The sequence below is a fragment of the Pseudomonas putida genome (assembly GCF_009883635.2).
GTDB classification, from domain to species: Bacteria; Pseudomonadota; Gammaproteobacteria; order Pseudomonadales; family Pseudomonadaceae; genus Aquipseudomonas; species Aquipseudomonas putida_W.
Genome location: NZ_CP026115.2, coordinates 1,861,470 through 1,882,303, shown reverse-complemented (window position 1 = coordinate 1,882,303; position 20,834 = coordinate 1,861,470). Strand labels below are relative to the sequence as shown.

Annotated in this window: 20 protein-coding genes; 11 read left to right on the top strand and 9 right to left on the bottom strand. The window is 56.8% G+C overall.

The features are described from left to right. Positions 1–59 precede the first annotated feature (59 nt). Entirely contained in the window at positions 60–338 is a 279-nt protein-coding gene (rpsT, locus tag C2H86_RS08680; protein WP_003247625.1) for a 30S ribosomal protein S20, read from the bottom strand. Between the two features lie 250 nt (positions 339–588). On the opposite strand from rpsT, the gene murJ reads away from it, so the two are divergent. From murJ to ispH, 6 genes are all read left to right on the top strand, one after another. Next, positions 589–2,127, top strand: a complete 1,539-nt coding sequence (gene murJ / locus C2H86_RS08675; RefSeq protein ID WP_159412238.1) for a murein biosynthesis integral membrane protein MurJ — start codon at positions 589–591, stop codon at positions 2,125–2,127. A 118-nt stretch (positions 2,128–2,245) separates the two neighbouring features. Next, positions 2,246–3,196 carry a bifunctional riboflavin kinase/FAD synthetase gene (ribF, locus tag C2H86_RS08670; protein ID WP_103445786.1) on the top strand — a complete coding sequence of 317 codons (951 nt, stop codon included), beginning with the start codon at positions 2,246–2,248 and terminating at the stop codon, positions 3,194–3,196. Beyond that, entirely contained in the window at positions 3,193–6,024 is a 2,832-nt protein-coding gene (gene ileS / locus C2H86_RS08665) for an isoleucine--tRNA ligase (RefSeq protein WP_159412237.1), read from the top strand. Before ribF ends, ileS begins: the two co-directional genes overlap by 4 nt. Next, positions 6,017–6,532: a signal peptidase II gene (gene lspA / locus C2H86_RS08660; protein WP_159412236.1), complete on the top strand. Its 516-nt coding sequence runs from the start codon at positions 6,017–6,019 to the stop codon at positions 6,530–6,532. Before ileS ends, lspA begins: the two co-directional genes overlap by 8 nt. After that, on the top strand, positions 6,525–6,962 hold the full coding sequence (gene fkpB, locus C2H86_RS08655) for an FKBP-type peptidyl-prolyl cis-trans isomerase (protein WP_012270371.1): 438 nt from the start codon (positions 6,525–6,527) through the stop codon (positions 6,960–6,962). Before lspA ends, fkpB begins: the two co-directional genes overlap by 8 nt. Positions 6,963–6,976: 14 nt before the next feature. Then, positions 6,977–7,924, top strand: a complete 948-nt coding sequence (gene ispH, locus C2H86_RS08650; protein WP_159412235.1) for a 4-hydroxy-3-methylbut-2-enyl diphosphate reductase — start codon at positions 6,977–6,979, stop codon at positions 7,922–7,924. Here ispH and C2H86_RS08645 read toward each other — a convergent pair. Both C2H86_RS08645 and C2H86_RS08640 read right to left on the bottom strand, forming a co-directional pair. Beyond that, a complete protein-coding gene (locus C2H86_RS08645) occupies positions 7,893–8,375 on the bottom strand; it encodes a GspH/FimT family pseudopilin (protein ID WP_159412234.1) in 483 nt (160 codons plus the stop codon). The genes ispH and C2H86_RS08645 overlap by 32 nt on opposite strands. Positions 8,376–8,801: 426 nt before the next feature. Next, positions 8,802–9,104, bottom strand: coding sequence for a helix-turn-helix domain-containing protein (locus C2H86_RS08640; RefSeq protein WP_159412233.1), 303 nt, complete (start codon positions 9,102–9,104; stop codon positions 8,802–8,804). An 83-nt stretch (positions 9,105–9,187) separates the two neighbouring features. Between C2H86_RS08640 and C2H86_RS08635 the strand changes: the two genes are divergently transcribed. Next, positions 9,188–9,610 (top strand): hypothetical protein, encoded by a 423-nt coding sequence (locus C2H86_RS08635; protein WP_159412232.1) that lies wholly within the window; start codon positions 9,188–9,190, stop codon positions 9,608–9,610. A 163-nt stretch (positions 9,611–9,773) separates the two neighbouring features. On the opposite strand, the gene C2H86_RS08630 is transcribed toward C2H86_RS08635, so the two are convergent. Together C2H86_RS08630 and C2H86_RS08625 are read right to left on the bottom strand one after the other, a co-directional pair. Next, on the bottom strand, positions 9,774–12,248 hold the full coding sequence (locus C2H86_RS08630) for a S8 family peptidase (RefSeq protein ID WP_159412231.1): 2,475 nt from the start codon (positions 12,246–12,248) through the stop codon (positions 9,774–9,776). After that, positions 12,212–13,255 (bottom strand): AAA family ATPase, encoded by a 1,044-nt coding sequence (locus C2H86_RS08625; RefSeq protein ID WP_159412230.1) that lies wholly within the window; start codon positions 13,253–13,255, stop codon positions 12,212–12,214. Before C2H86_RS08625 ends, C2H86_RS08630 begins: the two co-directional genes overlap by 37 nt. 312 nt (positions 13,256–13,567) lie before the next feature. Here C2H86_RS08625 and C2H86_RS08620 point away from each other — a divergent pair, with 312 nt between their 5' ends. Further along, positions 13,568–13,969, top strand: coding sequence for a hypothetical protein (locus C2H86_RS08620; protein ID WP_182330079.1), 402 nt, complete (start codon positions 13,568–13,570; stop codon positions 13,967–13,969). A gap of 29 nt (positions 13,970–13,998) precedes the next feature. Here C2H86_RS08620 and C2H86_RS28330 read toward each other — a convergent pair whose 3' ends face one another. Further along, positions 13,999–14,205 carry a hypothetical protein gene (locus C2H86_RS28330; RefSeq protein WP_159412228.1) on the bottom strand — a complete coding sequence of 69 codons (207 nt, stop codon included), beginning with the start codon at positions 14,203–14,205 and terminating at the stop codon, positions 13,999–14,001. Between the two features lie 122 nt (positions 14,206–14,327). Beyond that, complete coding sequence (locus tag C2H86_RS08610) at positions 14,328–14,927, bottom strand: hypothetical protein (RefSeq protein ID WP_205524600.1); 600 nt, start codon at positions 14,925–14,927, stop codon at positions 14,328–14,330. 99 nt (positions 14,928–15,026) lie between these two features. Between C2H86_RS08610 and C2H86_RS08605 the strand changes: the two genes are divergently transcribed. Then, on the top strand, positions 15,027–15,566 hold the full coding sequence (locus C2H86_RS08605) for a hypothetical protein (RefSeq protein ID WP_159412227.1): 540 nt from the start codon (positions 15,027–15,029) through the stop codon (positions 15,564–15,566). Positions 15,567–15,830: 264 nt separating this feature from the next. Then, a complete protein-coding gene (locus C2H86_RS08600; protein WP_159412226.1) occupies positions 15,831–16,067 on the top strand; it encodes a hypothetical protein in 237 nt (78 codons plus the stop codon). Positions 16,068–16,598: 531 nt separating this feature from the next. Here the strand turns inward: C2H86_RS08600 and C2H86_RS08595 are convergent. Both C2H86_RS08595 and C2H86_RS08590 read right to left on the bottom strand, forming a co-directional pair. After that, a complete protein-coding gene (locus tag C2H86_RS08595; RefSeq protein ID WP_159412225.1) occupies positions 16,599–17,273 on the bottom strand; it encodes a heavy metal response regulator transcription factor in 675 nt (224 codons plus the stop codon). A 490-nt stretch (positions 17,274–17,763) separates the two neighbouring features. Beyond that, the gene (locus tag C2H86_RS08590; RefSeq protein WP_159412224.1) at positions 17,764–19,107 is read right to left on the bottom strand and encodes an OprD family porin; all 1,344 of its coding nucleotides are present in this window, start codon (positions 19,105–19,107) and stop codon (positions 17,764–17,766) included. Positions 19,108–19,511: 404 nt separating this feature from the next. On the opposite strand from C2H86_RS08590, the gene C2H86_RS08585 reads away from it, so the two are divergent. Next, positions 19,512–20,783 carry a TolC family protein gene (locus C2H86_RS08585; RefSeq protein WP_159412223.1) on the top strand — a complete coding sequence of 424 codons (1,272 nt, stop codon included), beginning with the start codon at positions 19,512–19,514 and terminating at the stop codon, positions 20,781–20,783. Positions 20,784–20,834 lie beyond the last annotated feature (51 nt).

Below are 20,834 nucleotides of genomic sequence, written 5' to 3'. Positions count from 1 at the left end.
GCACAAATTGCAGGCATAAAAAAACCGACCCTAGGGTCGGTTTTTTCGACAAGCGTCGCTTAGGCAGCTGCAGCTTCTTTCAGCGCCTTGATGTGGCCATTCAGACGGCCTTTGTGGCGAGCAGCTTTGTTCTTGTGGATGATACCTTTGTCGGCCATACGGTCGATTACAGGTACAGCCAGAACGTAAGCGGCTTGCGCTTTTTCGGCGTCTTTTGCGTCGATGGCTTTAACTACATTCTTGATGTAGGTGCGGACCATGGAACGCAGGCTGGCGTTGTGGCTGCGACGCTTCTCAGCCTGTTTTGCACGTTTCTTGGCGGAAGGTGTGTTGGCCACCGTCGAGCTCCTCGAAAGACTTTAGGTAAATAGCAAACAAAATAGGCCGCGAATCATGCCGATGAGTCGACCGGATGTCAAGGCCACCTGCAGGGTTCCGCCGAGTGGTGCAGCAACAGGCAGGAAATATTCCTTTCTGCCGTGCTACCTGTAAACTCGGGAATTTTTGGCTCCCCTGCGAAGGCGCGGGAGTATCGCACATTCGGACGCTGTCTGGCAGCGCCCTCTGTCTCTGGCGTGAATCTTTTCGATGAATCTGCTCAAATCCTTGGCTGCAGTCAGCTCCATCACCATGATTTCGCGGGTGCTGGGCTTCGTGCGCGACACTATCCTGGCCCGTGTTTTCGGGGCCGGTATCGCCACCGACGCCTTCTTCATCGCCTTCAAGCTGCCCAACCTGCTGCGGCGGATCTTTGCCGAAGGGGCATTCTCCCAGGCGTTCGTGCCGATTCTGGCCGAGTACAAGACCCAGCAAGGCGAGGAGGCGACACGGACCTTCATCGCCTACGTCAGCGGCCTGCTGACCTTGGTGCTGGCCCTGATCACGGCGGTCGGCATCCTCGCCGCGCCGTGGGTGGTCTGGGCCACTGCCCCGGGCTTTGTCGACAGCGCCGAGAAGTACGCGCTGACCACGGACCTGCTGCGGGTGACGTTCCCTTATATATTGCTGATCTCGCTGTCTTCCCTGGCCGGTGCGATTCTCAACACCTGGAACCGCTTTTCGGTCCCGGCGTTCACCCCGACCCTGCTCAACGTGGCGATGATCATCTTCGCCCTGCTGCTGACGCCGTACTTCAACCCGCCGATCATGGCCCTGGCCTGGGGTGTGCTGGCCGGTGGCCTGGCACAGTTGCTGTACCAGCTGCCAGCGCTGAAGAAGATCGGCATGCTCGTGCTGCCGCGCCTCAATCTGCGCGATGCTGGCGTATGGCGGGTGCTCAAGCAGATGCTGCCGGCGATCCTCGGGGTGTCGGTGAGCCAGATCTCGCTGATCATCAACACCATCTTTGCCTCGTTCCTGGTCGCCGGCTCGGTGTCGTGGATGTACTACGCCGACCGCCTCATGGAGCTGCCTTCGGGGGTGCTGGGTGTTGCCCTGGGCACCATTCTGCTGCCGACCCTGGCCAAGACCTACGCCAACAAGGACCGCGAGGAGTATTCGCGGATCATGGACTGGGGCCTGCGCCTGTGCTTCCTGCTGGTGCTGCCGTGCACCCTGGCCCTGGCGATCCTCGCCGAGCCGCTGACCGTGGCACTGTTCCAATATGGCAAGTTCAGCGCCTTCGACGCCGCGATGACCCAGCGCGCGCTGATCGCCTATTCGGTCGGCCTGCTGGCGATCATCCTGGTCAAGGTACTGGCACCGGGCTTCTATGCGCAGCAAAATATCCGTACGCCGGTGAAGATCGCGATCTTCACCCTGGTCTGCACCCAGCTGTTCAACCTGGCGCTGATCGGCCCGCTGCAGCACGCCGGCCTGGCCCTGGCGATCAGCCTGGGCGCCTGCCTGAACGCGGGGCTGCTGTTCTGGAAACTGCGCAGCCAGCAATTGTTCCAGCCGCAACCGGGCTGGACGATGTACCTGCTCAAGCTGGTACTGGCAGTTACCCTGATGGCAGCGGTGCTGCTGGTGGGCATGCACTACCTGCCAGCCTGGGAACAGGGCAACATGCTTGAACGGTTCCTGCGCCTCGGTGCGTTGATCGCGGCGGGTGTAGTGACCTATTTCGGTTGCCTGTACCTGTGTGGTTTCCGGCCCCGGCATTTCGCCCGCAAGGCCCTGCTTTGAAGTAGAAGGCGGGTCAGGCGTCGGTTTTTCGCATTCCACGCCACCCCTTGGCGCTGCTGCCTGTCACCAGCGCCCGGGTGTGGTTATAATCGGCCACTTTATGAGCAAGAAGCGCGTTATGCAGCTGGTTCGAGGTCTTCACAACCTGCGCCCCGAGCACCGGGGCTGTGTCGCCACCATTGGCAACTTCGACGGGGTTCACCGCGGCCACCAGGCAATCCTGGCGCGCCTGCGCGAGCGCGGCCAGGCGTTGGGCCTGCCGACCTGCGTGGTGATCTTCGAACCGCAGCCGCGCGAGTACTTCGCCCCGGACACCGCACCCGCCCGCCTGGCGCGCCTGCGCGACAAGGTCGAACTGCTGGCCGCCGAAGGTATCGACCGGGTGCTGTGCCTGGCGTTCAATCAGCGCCTGAGCAAACTCAGCGCCGATGCGTTCGTCAAGGCGATCCTGGTCGATGGCCTGGGCGTGCGCCACCTCGAAGTAGGCGACGACTTCCGCTTCGGCTGCGACCGTGCCGGCGACTTCGCCTTCCTGGTCGCTGCCGGCGAGCAGTACGGGTTTACCGTCGAAGCCGCCAACACGGTGATCCAGGACGGCCTGCGGGTCAGCAGCACCGAGGTGCGCAAGGCGCTGTCCGAAGGCAACTTCGAGCTGGCCGAGCACCTGCTGGGCCGCCCATACCGTATTACCGGCCGTGTGCTGCATGGCCAGAAGCTGGCTCGCCAGCTGGGCACGCCAACCGCCAACATCCAGCTCAAACGCCGCCGTGTGCCGTTGTCCGGGGTCTACCTGGCCAGCATCGAGATCGACGGCAAGGCCTGGCCGGGTGTCGGCAACATAGGGGTGCGCCCCACCGTGGCCGGCGACGGCCGCCCGCACCTCGAGATTCATCTACTGGATTATGCCGGCGATCTGTATGGCCGGCGCCTGACGGTGGAATTCCACCACAAGCTGCGTGAAGAGCAGCGATTCGCCTCCCTGGAGGCGCTGAAGTCGGCGATCGATGCGGATATCGCCGCCGCACGTGCACATTGGCACGCTCAACCGCTAACGAAGAGCCTGAAATGACCGACTACAAAGCCACGCTAAACCTTCCGGACACCGCCTTCCCCATGAAGGCCGGCCTGCCTCAGCGCGAACCGCAGATCCTGCAGCGCTGGGACAGCATTGGCCTGTACCAGAAGCTGCGCGAAATTGGCAAGGATCGTCCGAAGTTCGTCCTGCACGACGGCCCGCCCTATGCCAACGGCAAGATTCACATCGGTCATGCGCTGAACAAGATTCTCAAGGACATGATCGTCCGTTCCAAGACCCTGTCCGGCTTCGACGCGCCGTACGTGCCGGGCTGGGACTGCCATGGTCTGCCGATCGAGCACAAGGTCGAGGTCACCCACGGCAAGCACCTGACCGCCGACCGCACCCGCGAGCTGTGCCGCGAGTACGCCGCCGAGCAGATCGAAGGGCAGAAGACCGAGTTCATCCGCCTGGGCGTGCTGGGTGATTGGGACAACCCGTACAAGACCATGAACTTCGCCAACGAGGCCGGTGAAATCCGCGCCCTGGCCGAGATGGTCAAGCAAGGCTTCGTGTTCAAGGGCCTCAAGCCTGTGAACTGGTGCTTCGATTGCGGTTCGGCCCTGGCTGAAGCCGAAGTCGAATACGCCGACAAGAAATCCCAGACCATCGACGTGGCCTTCCCGGTCGCCGACGAGGCCAAGCTGGCTGCCGCCTTCGGCCTGGCCTCGCTGGCCAAGCCAGCCGCCATCGTGATCTGGACCACCACCCCGTGGACCATCCCGGCCAACCAGGCGCTGAACATCCACCCGGAGTTCAAGTACGCCCTGGTCGATACTGGCGAGCGTCTGCTGGTGCTGGCCGAAGAGCTGGTCGAGTCGTGCCTCAAGCGCTACAACCTGGAAGGTTCGGTGATTGCTACCGCCCCGGGCTCGGCCCTGGAACTGGTCAACTTCCGCCACCCGTTCTACGACCGCCTGTCGCCAATCTACCTGGCCGACTACGTCGAACTGGGCGCCGGTACCGGCGTGGTGCACTCGGCGCCTGCCTACGGTGAAGACGACTTCGTCACCTGCAAGCGCTATGGCATGGTCAACGACGACATCCTCACCCCGGTGCAGAGCAACGGCGTGTACGTCGAGTCGCTGCCATTCTTCGGCGGCCAGTTCATCTGGAAGGCCAACCCGGCCATCGTCGACAAGCTGAGCGAAGTCGGCGCGCTGATGCACACCGAAACCATCAGCCACAGCTACATGCACTGCTGGCGCCACAAGACCCCGCTGATCTACCGCGCCACCGCGCAGTGGTTCGTTGGCATGGACAAGCAGCCGAGCACCGGCGAGCCGCTGCGCGAGCGTGCGCTGAAAGCCATCGAAGACACCAAGTTCGTCCCGGCCTGGGGCCAGGCGCGCCTGCACTCGATGATCGCCAACCGCCCGGACTGGTGCATCTCGCGTCAGCGCAACTGGGGCGTACCGATCCCGTTCTTCCTGCACAAGCAGACCGGCGAGCTGCACCCGCGCACCGTCGAGCTGATGGAAGCCGTGGCCAAGCGCGTCGAGCAAGAGGGCATCGAAGCCTGGTTCAAGCTGGACGCTGTTGAACTGCTGGGTGACGAAGCCGGCCAGTACGACAAGATCGCTGATACCCTGGATGTGTGGTTCGACTCCGGTACCACCCACTGGCACGTGCTGCGTGGCTCCCACGACATCGGCCACGCCACCGGCCCGCGCGCCGACCTGTACCTGGAAGGTTCCGACCAGCACCGCGGCTGGTTCCACTCGTCCTTGCTGACCGGTTGCGCCATCGACGGCCACGCGCCGTACCGCGAGCTGCTGACCCACGGCTTCACCGTGGACGAAAGCGGCCGCAAGATGTCCAAGTCGCTGGGCAACACCATCGAGCCGGAGAAGGTCAACAACACCCTGGGTGCCGATATCCTGCGCCTGTGGGTTTCCGCGACCGACTACTCGGGCGAGATGGCTGTTTCCGAGCAGATCCTGCAGCGTAGCGCCGATGCCTACCGCCGTATCCGCAACACCGCGCGCTTCTTGCTCTCCAACCTGTCCGGCTTCGACCCGGCCCGCGACCTGCTGGCCCCGGAAGACATGCTGGCCCTGGACCGCTGGGCAGTGGACCGTACGCTGCTGCTGCAGCGCGAGCTGGAAGAGCACTACGGCGAATACCGCTTCTGGAACGTCTACTCGAAGATCCACAACTTCTGCGTGCAGGAGCTGGGTGGCTTCTACCTCGACATCATCAAGGACCGCCAGTACACCACCGGCGCCAACAGTGTCGCTCGCCGTTCCTGCCAGACCGCGCTGTATCACATCAGCGAGGCGCTGGTGCGCTGGATCGCGCCGATCCTGGCATTCACCGCCGACGAAATCTGGCAGTACCTGCCAGGCGAGCGCAACGAATCGGTGATGCTCAATGGCTGGTACCAGGGCCTGACCGAGCTGCCGGAAGGCACCGAGCTGGACCGCGCCTACTGGGACCGCGTGATGGCCGTGAAGGCCGCGGTCAACAAGGAGCTGGAAAACCAGCGTACCGCCAAGGTCATCGGCGGCAACCTGCAGGCCGAAGTCACCCTGTTCGCCGAGGAAGGCCTGAGCGCCGACCTGAGCAAGCTGGGCGATGAGCTGCGCTTCGTGCTGATCACCTCGGTCGCCAGCGTGGTGCCCTTCGCCCAGGCGCCGGCCGAAGCCGTGGCCACCGAAGTCGAAGGCCTCAAGCTGCAGGTGGTCAAGTCTGGTCACGTCAAGTGCGGCCGTTGCTGGCACTTCCGCGCCGACGTCGGCAGCCACCCGGAGCACCCGGAAATCTGCGGCCGTTGTGTCGACAACCTGACCGGTTCCGGTGAGGTGCGCCACTATGCCTAACCCTGCGGCGGGGCGCTTCGGGCGCCTTGCATGGCTGTGGCTGAGCTTGCTGGTCCTGGTCCTCGACCAGGCCACCAAGCTGTACTTCAACAACGCGCTGACCATGTACCAGCAGATCGTGGTCATTCCCGACTACTTTAGCTGGACCTTGGCCTACAACACCGGCGCGGCGTTCAGCTTCCTTGCCGAGGGCGGGGGCTGGCAGCGCTGGCTGTTCGCCCTGATCGCCGTGGTGGTCAGTGCGGTGCTGGTGGTCTGGCTCAAGCGCCTGGGGCGCGGCGAGACCTGGCTGGCGGTGGCGCTGGCATTGGTACTGGGCGGTGCGATCGGCAACCTGTACGACCGCATCGTGCTCGGCCATGTGGTCGACTTCATCCTGGTGCACTGGCAGAACCGTCATTACTTCCCGGCCTTCAACCTGGCCGACAGCGCCATCACCGTTGGTGCGGTGATGCTGGCGCTGGATATGTTCAAGAGCAAGAAGTCCGAGGATCCGGTCCATGACTGACACCCGTATCGGCCAGAACACCGAAGTCACCCTGCACTTCGCGCTGCACCTGGAAAACGGCGACACCGTCGACAGCACCTTCGACAAGGCCCCGGCCACTTTCAAGGTCGGCGATGGCAACCTGCTGCCGGGCTTTGAAAGCGCGCTGTTCGGCTTCAAGGCCGGTGACAAGCGCACTGTGGTGGTAGCGCCGGAGAACGCTTTCGGCCAGCCCAATCCGCAAAACGTGCAAGTCATGCCGCGGTCCAACTTCGAAGGCATGGAGCTGTCCGAAGGGCTGCTGATCATCTTCAACGACGCCGCCAACACCGAACTGCCGGGTGTGGTCAAAGCGTTCGACGACGACCAGGTGACCATCGACTTCAACCACCCACTGGCTGGCAAGACCCTGACCTTCGAGGTGGAGATCCTCGAGGTGAAGGCCCTGTAAGCCTGGAGCCGAGCATGCAAATCAAACTCGCCAACCCGCGCGGCTTCTGCGCGGGGGTCGACCGGGCGATCGAGATCGTCAACCGTGCGCTGGAAGTCTTCGGCCCGCCGATCTATGTGCGTCACGAAGTGGTGCACAACAAGTTCGTGGTGGAAGACCTGCGCAACCGTGGCGCCATCTTCGTCGAAGAACTGGACCAGGTGCCGGACGATGTCATCGTCATCTTCAGTGCCCACGGTGTCTCCCAGGCCGTGCGCCAGGAAGCCGCCGGCCGTGGCCTGAAGGTGTTCGACGCGACCTGCCCGTTGGTCACCAAGGTGCACATCGAAGTGGCCAAGTACAGCCGCGATGGTCGTGAGTGCATTCTCATCGGTCACGAAGGGCACCCGGAAGTCGAAGGCACCATGGGGCAATATGACGCCAGCAACGGCGGTGCCATCTACCTGGTCGAAGACGAGGAGGATGTTGCCCAGCTGCAGGTGAACGACCCCGACCACCTGGCCTTCGTCACCCAGACCACACTGTCGATGGACGATACCAGCCGGGTCATCGATGCCCTGCGCGCACGCTTCCCGAACATCGGCGGCCCGCGCAAGGACGACATCTGCTACGCCACGCAAAACCGCCAGGACGCCGTCAAGCAGCTGGCCGAGGAGTGTGATGTGTTGCTGGTGGTTGGCAGCCCTAACAGCTCCAACTCCAACCGCCTGCGCGAGCTGGCCGAGCGCATGGGCACCCCGGCCTATCTGATCGATGGCGCTGAGGACATGCAGCGTGCCTGGTTTGAAAAGGCGCAACGGGTGGGCATCACTGCCGGTGCTTCGGCCCCCGAAGTGCTGGTGCAGGGTGTGATCGAACAGCTCAAGGCCTGGGGCGCTACCGGTGCCGAAGAGCTGGATGGGCGGCCGGAGAACATCACGTTCTCCATGCCTAAAGAGCTGCGGGTTCGCTCGCTGATCTGAGTCGGCGGCCTGCGCACAGTGAGTCTGCTTCCTTGACTGTGCGCAGGTCGACCCTGCCAGCGCTTGATATCACCACCTGATACTTGTTGCTCGCAGGGGAATTCTCACAAACCTCCAGCGTCGCGCCGAGCTGGCCCACTGGCATTCCCAGAGCACCGAATTTCACCTTTCCCTTGGTATTATCGACGATCCTCATCGAACGCGTTAGCCGGTGTTCGCGCAGCACTTGCTGATTGTGCTCCAGCTGCACAAGCCAGCCCTTGCCCCAATCATTTTCCAGAGGCCGCACCAATACAGGCTGGCTTTGCAGCATGGCGTGGCTGCGCGCACTGCGCAGTGCCTGCGCCAGATCCCGGGCTGCTGCCGCTCTGTGTAGGTCATCGCTCAACCTTGCGTAGGCCGGCATGCCGAGCTGCGTCAGCAAGGCGGCCATGGCCAGGGCGAACATCATTTGAATCAGTGTTACACCACGTTGCCTCGTAAATTCTGGAGCCTTATTAACTGTTATCTCTCAATAAATTCATATTGATCAATACGTTAATGAAGCTAACATTTTTCGCATTTCGATATGAGGCGCGACGGGCGGTACAGTTCCGAATGGGGCCAGTCTCTCCGAGCGCTGGCCGGAGGTTGAGGTATTTCGGGCGGCGAGATAGCCGGGAGTGAGGTGCGCGATCGAACATCTCGCCGGGCCTCACTGAGCCAATAAAGCTCCTGTCCGACTCTGGATTGCTTAACCGCAGCCTTCAGGGTCCTTGGTTTCCCAGGCATCTCTGAGCTACATAATGAGGCTTGATGTGCTTAAGAAGCCAAGGCAATTCAAGCACATCCCCTCCTCATCAGTCAGCGCTACTGTCCAGGACAGTGGTTGCTTGACTCATCGCGAGTTTAGAGTGCCCCAAGGCGCTTCAGTGAGATTGATCTCTTCACGCACCTTCTGTAACAGAGACTCTGGCGTGACACCCTCCTTTTCGGCGTAAGTGCATACCAACAGAGTGATTGGATGGATGTTTACCATAGGAGCAAGGGCGTCGATTTTCTCAATCGTTGGAGAATACAGGCCGCGTTCAAGTGAGCTGATGTAGGTCCGGCCGCTCACTTCGGACAAGTCATCTTGACTGAGGTCGTGTTTGGTCCGGAACCAGCGAAACACTTTTCCGAACGCTTTTTTCAGTTCCATTTGCACAATCCGCAAAAGGAACGATGAAGCCGTTTTGAACAGTATATCGCTACACAGTATACTGTTCATTTTGAGGCATTGTTATGTTCGTATCCGACAGCTGGGCGGAAGTCAAAGGCCTGGCTGCACTTCTTGAGCCGGGCCAGCGTGGCTGGCACCTCATGCTAAAGCCTCAGATGTCACCATGGTTTCACGCTACCTTGGTCAGGCATGTTGAAGGTTTCGAAACCCGTACGGTGGTGTTCATCGACTCTCTGTCAGCTCTCATTCCTTGGGTAGAAATGGGCGTTGAGGGAATGATGTTGGAATCCCTTCAGCTTGTTTCCCCTGCGTGGCTGAGTGGGAGTGAGGCCTGGGCGATGGATTTGCTTGTCGAAGTGGCGCAGAGCTTGCCGGAAGGGGCTGTCAGGTTCACTCTCCAAGATGGAAGGGTCTTTTACTATCCTGATCCCACCCCCAGAAGTCAGCACGATTACACGAGGGTGGTTTATCTTGCCGGCTCCTAACGAGCGATGAGCTCCTGCGTCCGCTGGAAGGCGGCGACCGCCATATTCTGTGAGCTCGCTTTGAGGAAGCTCACAGAATGGATGAGGCAACGCCTACTGCACACTCTGAGAATGTAATCGTTGCCTGTGCTCGGCTGGAGGCCATAACCAGCTTTCGAAGCCTTTACACCATGATCGCGAGCCGTTGTTCGACTGGCGTGTAGATATCCACGTCCGTTTCTGGCGTCTTGATGGAGATGATTAGGCTATATCGAGCGGGGAGATTGTACCGTTGGAGGTTAGGGCGGGTTCTCCACCACCCCATTCCAGGAAACACCGCAAGCATGCCGCGGCTTGCCAGGTCTGCTGCGGTACCTTTCCAAATATCTTGATGGAGGGAGCCTTTATGCCTGTACAGCCCTCCCAAGATCCAATCAGGATCCTTCGGAGCGGTCCCCTCGTTAACCTGTTCAGCCGCCGCGTTTACGCGCCCAACAAATTCGTCTGGTCCTTCCAGTGGACGCTTAACATCGAAGCGGAGACGGTGGGACGGATAGTGGTACTTAGATGTGGATCCGCGTGCCGAAGGATTGGGCTCCACGAAATAGGATAGGGTCACCTTCATCTCCACCTCAGTACCCTGCAGGGCTTCAAGCTCATCCTTTGGCCAAGGGATGTTGTGCAGGTTCATGTCTCGTGTATCGATCTTGCCTTTCCCTTTCTTGTAAGGGTAGACCTGGTCCTCAACGACCAGCGTGAGTGAGTTACTCGCGCTCCAAAGCGCACGCTCAAGGCTGGGTTCTCCCCAGCCAGCATGCCTAATGAGATTTACGTAATCCGCCTTAACAGGGCGAACTGGGAGGTAGGCTTGCCGCATAGCTTCCGACCATTCAGCTGAATGCACAATCAGCGCTCGGACCGTTTCTGGTCGAAGGTTCGGATACTGAACAAGGATCTGTGCAGCCATACGGGAGCATAGGGCTGAAGCTGCGCTTGTTGCGTTGAAGGTACAGAATCGTCTTGGTTCAAATTCGTTCTTGGCGGTGAGCAGGTTGAGGCTCGCCATTCCCGCGGCGCCATACCGATCCTTTGCAGCATTGCCCCCCTCAAACACGACGTCCGGCTTCAATGGCCAGGCGCTTTCCCATGTAGCAGAGGTCGTTGTGAAGGGGCTGAGCCCGCCCTCCAGCGCGATCGGCTCATAGGCGGTTGGTCGCGTGTCGGTTTTGCGAGTACAGGCCCCCACTGTCAGCGCGTTCCAGGCCTGACCCGGATCGTGGATCAGGTTGGTGCTCAAGCTTGATGGATACAGCATCCATGCGTTGTTATCTCGAATGTTCCCTGCAGACTGGATAAATAACCGCGGGAACTCACCTTCGTTATCTGCATCGGCAGCTAGGCTGTCCAGCTTAGAGGACCAGGAGGAAGGACGTCCGCGGTCTCGGTAGTCTTCAGCGCTAACAGCGGAGTTGAAAATTCTGGAGCGGTCGGCATGACTGATTTCTGGTCGTGCGACACCTTCGGCAAAGAGCGAAGCATGAAGCAGGGCGCTCCCCTCATTCGCTCCATGACTCGGTAGAAGCTTCACTGACTCAAGGCGGTGATCAATGCTCATACGATCTAGCGAGGACAAGCAATCAGTGAGATCGCCGTAGGCGGCAAGAGCAGCCATGCCGGTGCCATGATTCTCCTCATCGTGCTTCCCCCATTCCGGGTCGACGGTATGGGTATCCTCATCTTCAATAAGCGGGCTGAGCAAAGGGTGAGCGCGGTTCACTCCGGAATCCAGCAGACAAATCCTTGGCACGTGACGGTTCACCGGTGGGTAATCGGTCCTGGCGACCAATTCATCAAGCCACTCGATCTGTTCTTCACCGGCCAAGTCATCGAAACTGTCGGCGGTTTCTTTTGCGCGTCGGAGCTCTGCGACACAGTTGAGCCCCACTACGGATTGCGATAATTGAAGCTGCGAGCCTCTCATCAACACCACGGATCGTTCGGGAAAATCAGCCCGTGCTTCGCTGACTTCGCATCCGCTGAGTTCGACTATTTTCTTGAAATCATTGATGACTGCCAGTCGTGCTCCGCGGACCGGAAGCCAGACTTCCCACCAGAACTCTTCGGATTTGTCTTCTGGTAGCAGAGCAGGGTCATCGGTCCACAAGGCCGCAAGTTCGGCACTGCGTATCGATTCGATCGTATTGACGAGATTACGGTGATCTCGTGAATTGCCGTTCTTGTCCTTCTTTTCCGCCAGATACTCCGTGACGATCTTCTCGAAGTGATCGAGTTTGCCATCAGGCACAAAAACGTTAGCAATGGTCTGGTCCCCCTCCTGGCGAACACTGAGGAGCTCAATTTTTTTGCGCTCATCGCCAAGGCTCTGAAATGCCATCTCCACATCGGGTTGACCGACAAACTGGATCTGCAGGCCTAAGCCGCTTTCCACATCTACAAACTCTTGAAAGTTCTTAGCTGCTTCAGCAGCAGGCCTCAGAGCTTGAAGCTGGTGTTGGAGGGCTGCACCATGCTGTTGAGTGGGCAAATTGGGGATCTGAGGTTTCGTACCGCCCTTTGGCGGATGCGCGGTGAAGCCTCGTGGCTCAGAGTTTTTTGGCAGTATTAAGTGTGCACGCTTTTGGTTTCGTTTTTCCGGCATGGCTCGCTGCTACGTTGTTTTGCCAATTTCTGGCTGAGCAGCTGGCGATCCATCAATGCCTTGCTCAGCGTCTGTCCTTTGACGCGTTCTTCATCGTGCATAATGGCATCTTTAATCGCGTCATCTACCGCCCGCCGGATCTCGGCATAGCTCAATCCTTTAGCCTTTTCACCAATAGATTTGGATGAAAAAGGCTTAGGAGCGAAATGACCAAGCCGCGAGCGAATAAGGTTCGATGCTTGCTCAGCGGTTGGTAGATGGTATTCGATGACATCATCGAAACGACGAAACAATGCGTAGTCAAGGATTTCGGGGTGATTGGTCGCAGCAATGATTAAGCTGTTTGACTGATCCTCTTCGATCATCATCAAAAAGCTATTCAGTACCCTGCGGATCTCGCCAACATCATTTGGCATTCCGCGCTGGGAACCAATTGCGTCGAACTCATCAAAAAAATAGACACCGCGCACTTCAGCGATGGCATCAAAAACCTGGCGTAGTTTCGCCGCGGTCTCACCCATAAACTTGGTAATAAGCGTGTCCAAGCGGACGAGAAAAAGCGGCACACCTAGCTCACCAGCGAGAGCTGAGGCCGTCATAGATTTACCTGTGCCAGGAGGCCCGACCAGAAGCACCTTTCTACGAGGTGACAGCCCGTGCTCGCGAAGGCGCGAGAACATACGTTGCTCTTTCAACACGCGTTGCAACTGATCAGACGCAGTATCGTCGAGTACCATTTCAACGAAGCGGTCTTTCGGGTAGGTGACACTCAGCAACCCTGCCATCTCGCCGCGGGGCTTGGCGAGGGGCGTTGGGCTATTCCGACGTCCTTCTAGACTGACGCTACTCTTCGCAGCATCGATCATGTCGCGCAGGTCGGTCGCGAGCTTGCCATGGCCTGATTTTGCTTCACGCGCAGCAACCTGCATCGCTACGGAATAGAACTGACTATCATCCCGTTCGATGTGAGATTTCACGAGCGCTTTGAGCTGTTCGGCGCTGGCCATTTCTGTTACCCGATCTCTGCAAAAAATGCCCAATCCGTGGCTTTTGCGACGACGCGGTGCTCAGGATAGGAGGGAATCACTGACTCTGCATCCTGCTCGACAAAGCAGGAATACGTTATGCCACCATGGTAGCAGTTAGAGGTGCGAGAGACGACTCTATTCCTATGAGCGGCGTCGTGCGTCCTGAGCTTGGCTCAGTCGCAGAGGAGCTTCTCTACAGATCAGCTTATAGAGCTTTCGCACCGTATAGGTCTCCAATCTGGGATGGACTATGCTGAGCTGCAGCTCTCAACCCGACCCTGGAGGCCACGTATGGAAGACCCAACGCTCCTAGCCCGTTTTCGAGATGAAGTGCTGCTTTCTGGGCAGGAGGCCTCTCTACCCCGCAATCTTTCTGATTTCTGGCTTGAGGAGATACAGAACCAGCTTGAGAGGTATTTCGAGAGCTTGGAGCGGTCCCCTGATGAGGAGGATGAGGGTGTCGACATGGCCCTCCCGCTTGCCGCAATCGTCCACATTCTGTTTGCAAAAAATGGGGGGGAGGAGATTTCTGAAACCCTTGAAAAGCTCTATGAGTATTTTCAAGACTATCGGCTCGAACTGGCCCTGGAGGAGATCTCTCGGAAAACCGACGTGATCTCAGAACCAGCAACCCTTGAAAGCATTTTCACTAACCGAGAGGTATTGGTCGAGAGAAGCAAGCTCCTACAATAGCTCCTCCCCTCGATAAGGTCGCGATCCTATTAGTGGGCTCTTCGACTGACGCTGCCCAAGGCCTTGAGCTGATATTCGTTCACAGCCTGGAACTGTGATTCTGCGATCTGGCGCAAGCGCTCGGCATCTCCAGCGGAACAGCCAGAGGCCAATGCCTCGTGATACCGCTTCATCGCTTCCACAGCCTCAGTGTACATGGGGTGGTCCGGATGCAGGACTGGCGTTTTCTGCGTCATTTTATGTGAGAGCGCCTTAGTAAATGGTCGATGGAAGGGCACCAGCTGTAAGAAACAGCGAAAGCCGTAGGCTTCCCTTCGAATCATGGTGGCCAGTGCGCTACGGTCGACAGATCGGGATTCTATATAGCCTTTGGGTTAATTGCTGCTGGTGTAGCGGGATTGGCCTGGCGGTTGCTCACCTGATCTGTATCCGGCTCCCACTGGCCTGTTAAAGGGTTTCGTATCAAGCGCTGCTCTGAGGCATCATCTAGGCCTACCGCTCGAAAAATACTGAGTATTAGCCCCATAGAGTAGTAATAGAGCCGCTGGTGCCGGCTTGTGTCTGAAGCCACAAACACTCCGTCGATCCCCAAATTTTCATTAGTCGCAAATTCGAATACGTACGAGTGGATCACTTGGTTCGCTACGAACGTGAGATCTCGGATCTCTGTGCATCTTTTAGTAGTGTCGTAAGCTTCCAGTATGTCATGCCGATTTAGGTAATCTACCGTCTTGCCGACTACGATCGGGTGGTATGGCAGCTGAAATTTCAATTTCTTGGTTTGTTCAGAGATTTTGTAGGCGTCGGTTAGCTTACGCACCGCATAAAAGCTCACAAAGATCTCTCGCTCTGCCTTCGCAAAAATGCGCCCTTCAGAACCTTCCTTTACACGCGTAACCTCAAGCCAACGAGCTGTACGAAGAAGGGGTTTCTTCCAATCTTCAGATTCGTAAATCATCAAGGGTCTCCTTGACTGGGGAGTGAGTAACACGCCAATCTATAACTGTCAAACTAACACAATAGCATCACTCCAGTGAGAACAGGACGCAATAGGCCAATGATCCAGGCTCTAAATCGCTACATCGCAAAAAAAATCAACGCTGTGATAATGATGGCTCCGCTCAAGCGGGAGATGATACGTCTCGCCATATGCTTTTCCATAGCGGCTCTTCTGAATGTCGTCCTATTCTTTGGCGTGGAAGCCGACGGCGCCATCAAACCATGGGCTGAAATCCCATTGAGGCTGCTCGCCTCAACAACATTGTTTGTCTTCATGGTGAAAATATTTTTGCCGATATTCGGGTGGACCATCTTGAAGGCTGTGCTATTGAGCGCCAATAATGCCTTTGGCGGAATTCTTAGTTTTCTGGGAAACCAATTCACAGGTGCTTTGTACTGCTCTGCTCTTGTTCTAGCTTCTCTTGCGCTTAAGCAATACACAATCGATGGCACTATGGACCCTCAACTGGCCATTCTTATACCAACTGTTTTCCTAGCGGGCTTCTTGTATTTTTATTTTTTTCAATGCGCCATTCAGAAAACTATAGCGCCTGCTCTCCGCACTCCACCCCTCCCTCGCTCTGGCAGTCTGTCGTGACTAACTCGTTTGAAGGGCGCGCTTGAATAGCCAAAGCGTCTTAGTAGCGTAACTATGTATTTTTTGTGGTGCTGATGACATGGCGTCAAAATTTTGCCGGTCGTAGTGGTTGTTTGTCTGAAATGGTCAGAATAAGAAATCCTACGAAAATCTGAAAAAATGAAAAACAACAGTGGCATCAATCCGAGATTGCGTGATAGAAATTGTCTTGTGCCGCCATTGTGGGCATGCAAATACATAGAGCAATACCTCAAGGAAATAGATATGGCTCAGTACAAATACGGGAATTACCTGCACAAGAGTGATCACGCGGAGTACGACAACAAGTATTCGCCTGGCACCGAGGCGCCGAACCCAGGTATCTACCGCTGCGTCACTTGCGGGGATGAGATTGGTATTGCCAAAGGTCATGTGCTTCCACCACAAAACCATCACCAGCACGCGCCTGGCGCGGGCAAGATTGAGTGGCAACTGGTTGTTTTTGCACAGCAGCGAAAGTAACGGCTAACACGTTCAGTAGAGCCCCATCGCTTGGGCTCTGCTGAACATTCAAGTAAACGTATTTTGGCCGGTCTAAATACTAGGAAGATGGAGATTGCATGCGTGTCTGGTTACGCATGTATTCCGAAATTAGGTTGCCGAAATTTATTTCAGCTTCTTCAACAAGGATGTTGACGTGGCAGTAGAGTTCTTCAGGGTCACGCAGGTAATAGAAAAATCCTCGAACGGACGATGCCGCAAACCCCAGCTTTGGCAGCCGTACTGGGGAGGTTGGCGACATCTCCGATACACGGAATGTGAGCTAAGCCATGGTCGCTGTTAAAGACGATGTCAGCTGAGTGTTCATCAGTTCTGGCATGCGCATGTCCTTCCGATACCTGTTGATAATCTATGCTATACCTCATGTCCAGCACACCTCATTCGTTTAGTGAGGAACCAGGGCCAAAGGTCGAAAACAGTCAGATTGAAGTAAACAAGCCTTACGTACTGCGTGATCAGCAGCTCTGACTCCATGACTAAGCAGCTTGTCGATTAACGCTTCTCTAGCACATAGCCTACGCCTCGGAGCGTATGGATAAGCTTGGTCTCGAAAGGGTCATCAATCTTGGCTCTGAGCCTTCGAATCGACACTTCTACAACGTTTGTATCGCAGTCGAAGTTCATGTCCCAGACCTGGGATATTATCTGTGTGCGGCTCAGTACCACGCCGGTATTGCGCATTAGGTAGTGCAGTAGTGCGAACTCTTTTGTCGTTAGATCAATGCGCTGGCCATCTCTGAAGGCCCTGTGACGGCTCTGGTCGAGCTCTAGGTCAGCTACACGAATGATCTCTACGGATGCAGGGTGATCAGACCTGCGCATCAAGGCCCGAACCCGTGCCAGCAGTTCTGGGAACTCAAATGGTTTGATCAGGTAGTCATCTGCACCGTTCTCCAGACCCCGGACCTTGTCCGCCAGCCGGCTTCTGGCCGTGAGCATCATGATGCGCGAAGGGCAATTTTTACGTCGCAACAGTTCAAGTACCTGCCACCCATCCATCTCTGGCAGATTGATATCAAGGATGATCAACTCGTACTCGTGCTGCTTGGCCAAGAATAATCCATCTGATCCGGTATGGACGCAATCAACGACAAAACCGCACTCTGTAAGGCCTTGGCGCACATACTCCGCAGTTTTTACTTCATCCTCAATTACCAGAATTCGCATGGGATTTTGTCTCGATATCACTGAGCAATTAACCGCGCACGCGTGCCGGCATTATTGAAAGGAATGGTAAATCAAAATGAGTGGGTTGGGGCCTAAATGACGGATTTGTAATTTCTAGGTAATATGATTGATAGTCTGGAGGTATATTGTGTCGCGGTTTGGGTTTGACAGATGCGAACCCACTCTCCAATAGGTGATTTGACCTTATGAAGTATTGGGTTATTTTCTTCTTTGTGTTGGCTTCGTTCCGTTCAGATGACGGTGAAGTTGCTCACACTGAGGAGAATGGACATTGGTGTAGCCATGAACTTCATCGAGATGCAATGCATGTGCTCGAACGACTGCTTAAAATCTAGGTAAAAAAAAGGCGCCCATAGGGCGCCAAATATCCACCTTTTACCAAAGGAGCACTTAAGCCACTCAAGGTGAATGCGTAATGCACATTTTTCTGGAGGGATCAGCTTATAAATAAACTGATCCGCTCAGAGAATTACAGAATCGAAAGCGGGTACTCAATGATCACGCGAGTTTCATCCAGATCCGATTCGAACGCAGTGGCACGGGTGGTAGCCTGGCGCAACCGGAAGGACAGGTCTTTCGCCGGGCCGGTTTGCACGACATATTTGACCTCTACGTCACGCTCCCAACGTTTCTGATTGGTGAGCGGATCACCGTTGGCGTCGGTGCGCATGTAGAACTGGTTGGCGTTCGAGTAGTCTGCACCCGAGCCTCTAGCGTAGCGGGTCATGAACGTCAGACCAGGAATGCCGTAGCTGGTGAAGTTCAGGTCATAACGCAGCATCCAGGAGCGCTCTTTCGGCGAGTTGAAGTCGCTGTACTGGATGGAGTTGTCGACGAAGATCGAGTCCGATTGACGCAGGTAGTCGAAATCGTCGTCGCCGTTGTTGCGCTGGTGCGAAAGGGCAAGGGTATGGGCACCGTAACGGACACCGACCTTGGCACTCCAGATGTTGTTGTCGAACTCACCCAGACGTCGCTTACCTTCATCCACGGCTTTGTAGTAGTTGAAGCCGCCGATCAGCGCCAGATCGTCGTTCAGTGGATAGGTGAAGCTGGTGCCGGCGTAGTATTGATTCCAGACATCTTTCAACTGGCTGCCGTAGACGCTCACGGTCCAGTTGTCGTTGATCGAGTAATCACCACCACCGTAACCGATCCAAGGCGAGTTAACTGGGCCGCCATAGAAGGTCACGAAGTTGTCATTCAGGTTGCTAGAGACCGGTTGGCTCATTGCATGCAGTCGACCACCCTGCAGGGTGAGGCCTTGGATGCTGGTGTTCTCAACCGTCACGCCGCGGAAACTTTCAGGCAACAAACGCGAGTCGCCCGATGCAACGACCGGGGTCGATGGGAAGACATCACCCACTTTCACGACGGTGTCGAACAAGCGGACTTTGGCCGCTCCGCCGACTTTGGTGTATTCATCACGCGCTTCACCCTTGTTATCAACGGGCAGCACGTCAAAGGAACTGCGGCCGCCGTTGCGACCGTCGCCGGTGTCGAGCTTGAGACCGATCATGGCAAAGGCATCAACACCGAAGCCGACGGTACCCTGGGTGAAACCAGAGTTAAACTTGGTGATGATCGCGTGCGCCCAGGCTTCGGAGTAGCCATTGGTGTTGCCCTTGCCACTGTTGTAAGTGGGGGCCGAGCTGTCGCGGTTATCACGATTGAAATAGAAGTTGCGGTTGAGCACTGTAAGGCTGCTACCTTCGATGAAACCTTCCGGTTTATCTTCAGCTTGAGCAGTAACTGCATAGCTTCCAGACAGTGCCGAAACTGCCGCCAAATACAGTGGTACTTTGATTTTCATCCGATGCTCCTTTGATTTACGGCAGTTTTTATTATGTTTACCGGCGCGGGTGTCGTTATAAGTTCTGACCCGGCGGCGCGCCTAGCGTAGCGCCGAGCTCATATTTGCAGGCGGAAGATAACGGGAGGGTGATAGAACAATTACAATTTCGTCATCTGATCGTTATTTTGGTCATTGACGCCGCATGCTAGCCATCTTTCGCGTTCGCAACCAAATTCGATGGATCGACTGTTTCTTCAGCGTTTTCGGGCATTACAAGCTTTTCTTACGAAATTGTAATTTTCTAGCCACCCCTCTGATAGCTAGCGCTCTTTAGAGTGCCATCACCTAATCCAGTGGGGCTTGGCAGCTATTTTGGCGTTCTGGCCAAGCTTTAACGAAGTTTGTGCACGAGGACCAAGAAAGTGCTCCGGTATAACCGCAATGTCTTATCCAAGACCTACGTCTCACCGTGGAAAATCGCCGCTCTCTGTGCGGTGATTTCCGGGCTGCTGGCACCCTCTGCATTTGCCCAAAGCATCAGCTTGCCCCAAGCGCTGTCGACGGCAATGGATGCCAACCCAGACCTCGCGGCGGCACGTCAGGAAATCGGCATCGCGGACGGTGCACGCAAGCAAGCCGGTCTGATCCCCAACCCCGAAATCTCTTATGAGATGGAGGACACGCGGCGTAACACCAGCACAACGACCGTTACGCTGAGTCAGACCTTGGAGCTTGGTGGTAAGCGGGGAGCCCGCGTAGATGTCGCCACATACGGCCAGAGTGTTGCACAGCTGGAGCTGGACCGACGCGTGAATGGTCTGCGTGCAGACGTAGTGCAGTCGTTTTACGCCGCATTGCGAGCCCAAACCGGTCTCGACTTGGCTAAACAATCCCTTGAACTTACTGAGCGCGGCCTTCGCATTGTCGATGGTCGTGTTCGCGCAGGTAAATCTTCACCTGTGGAGGCTACCCGCGCCCAGGTTCAACTGGCTGAAGCCCGGTTGCAGGTCCGTCGCGCCGAAACGGAAAAAGCGACCGCCTACCAGCAACTCGCCCAGGTCACGGGGAGTTCTGTGACCGTATTCGATCGCCTTGAATCACCAACCCTGTCTCCTGGCTTGCCGCCGCGCACTGACGAGTTGCTGGCAAAGCTCGATCAGACTCCGGAAATGCGCCAGGCAGTGGTACAGATTGATAAGAGCGATGCCTCGCTTGGCGCAGAAAAAGCTCAGCGCATTCCAAACCTCACGGTAAGCGTGGGTAGCCAATACGACCGCTCGGTGCGCGAGCGAGTCAATGTCGTTGGTCTGTCCATGCCTTTGCCGCTGTTTGATCGTAACCAAGGCAACATTCTTTCCGCTTCTCGACGTGCCGATCAGGCCCGCGACCTGCGTAACGCTGTCGAGTTGAGACTGCGCACCGAAACCCAAACCGCGTTGAACCAGTGGTCCACCGCCATGCAAGAAGTCGAATCCTACGACAAGACCATTCTGCCCTCAGCCCAGCAGGCCGTGGACACCGCAACCCGCGGATTCGAAATGGGGAAATTCGGCTTTATCGAAGTGCTGGACGCCCAACGCACCTTGATCGTTGCCCGTGGCCAGTACCTCGACTCGCTGGCAGCAGCGACCAATGCGCGTGCGCAAGTGGAAAGGGTTTATGGCGAAGTCGGTTCGACTGCCGGCGCACGTTGAACGGGCCATACATTTTCTTCGGCACTCGGCGTTAAGCAAGCCGGTGTCTAC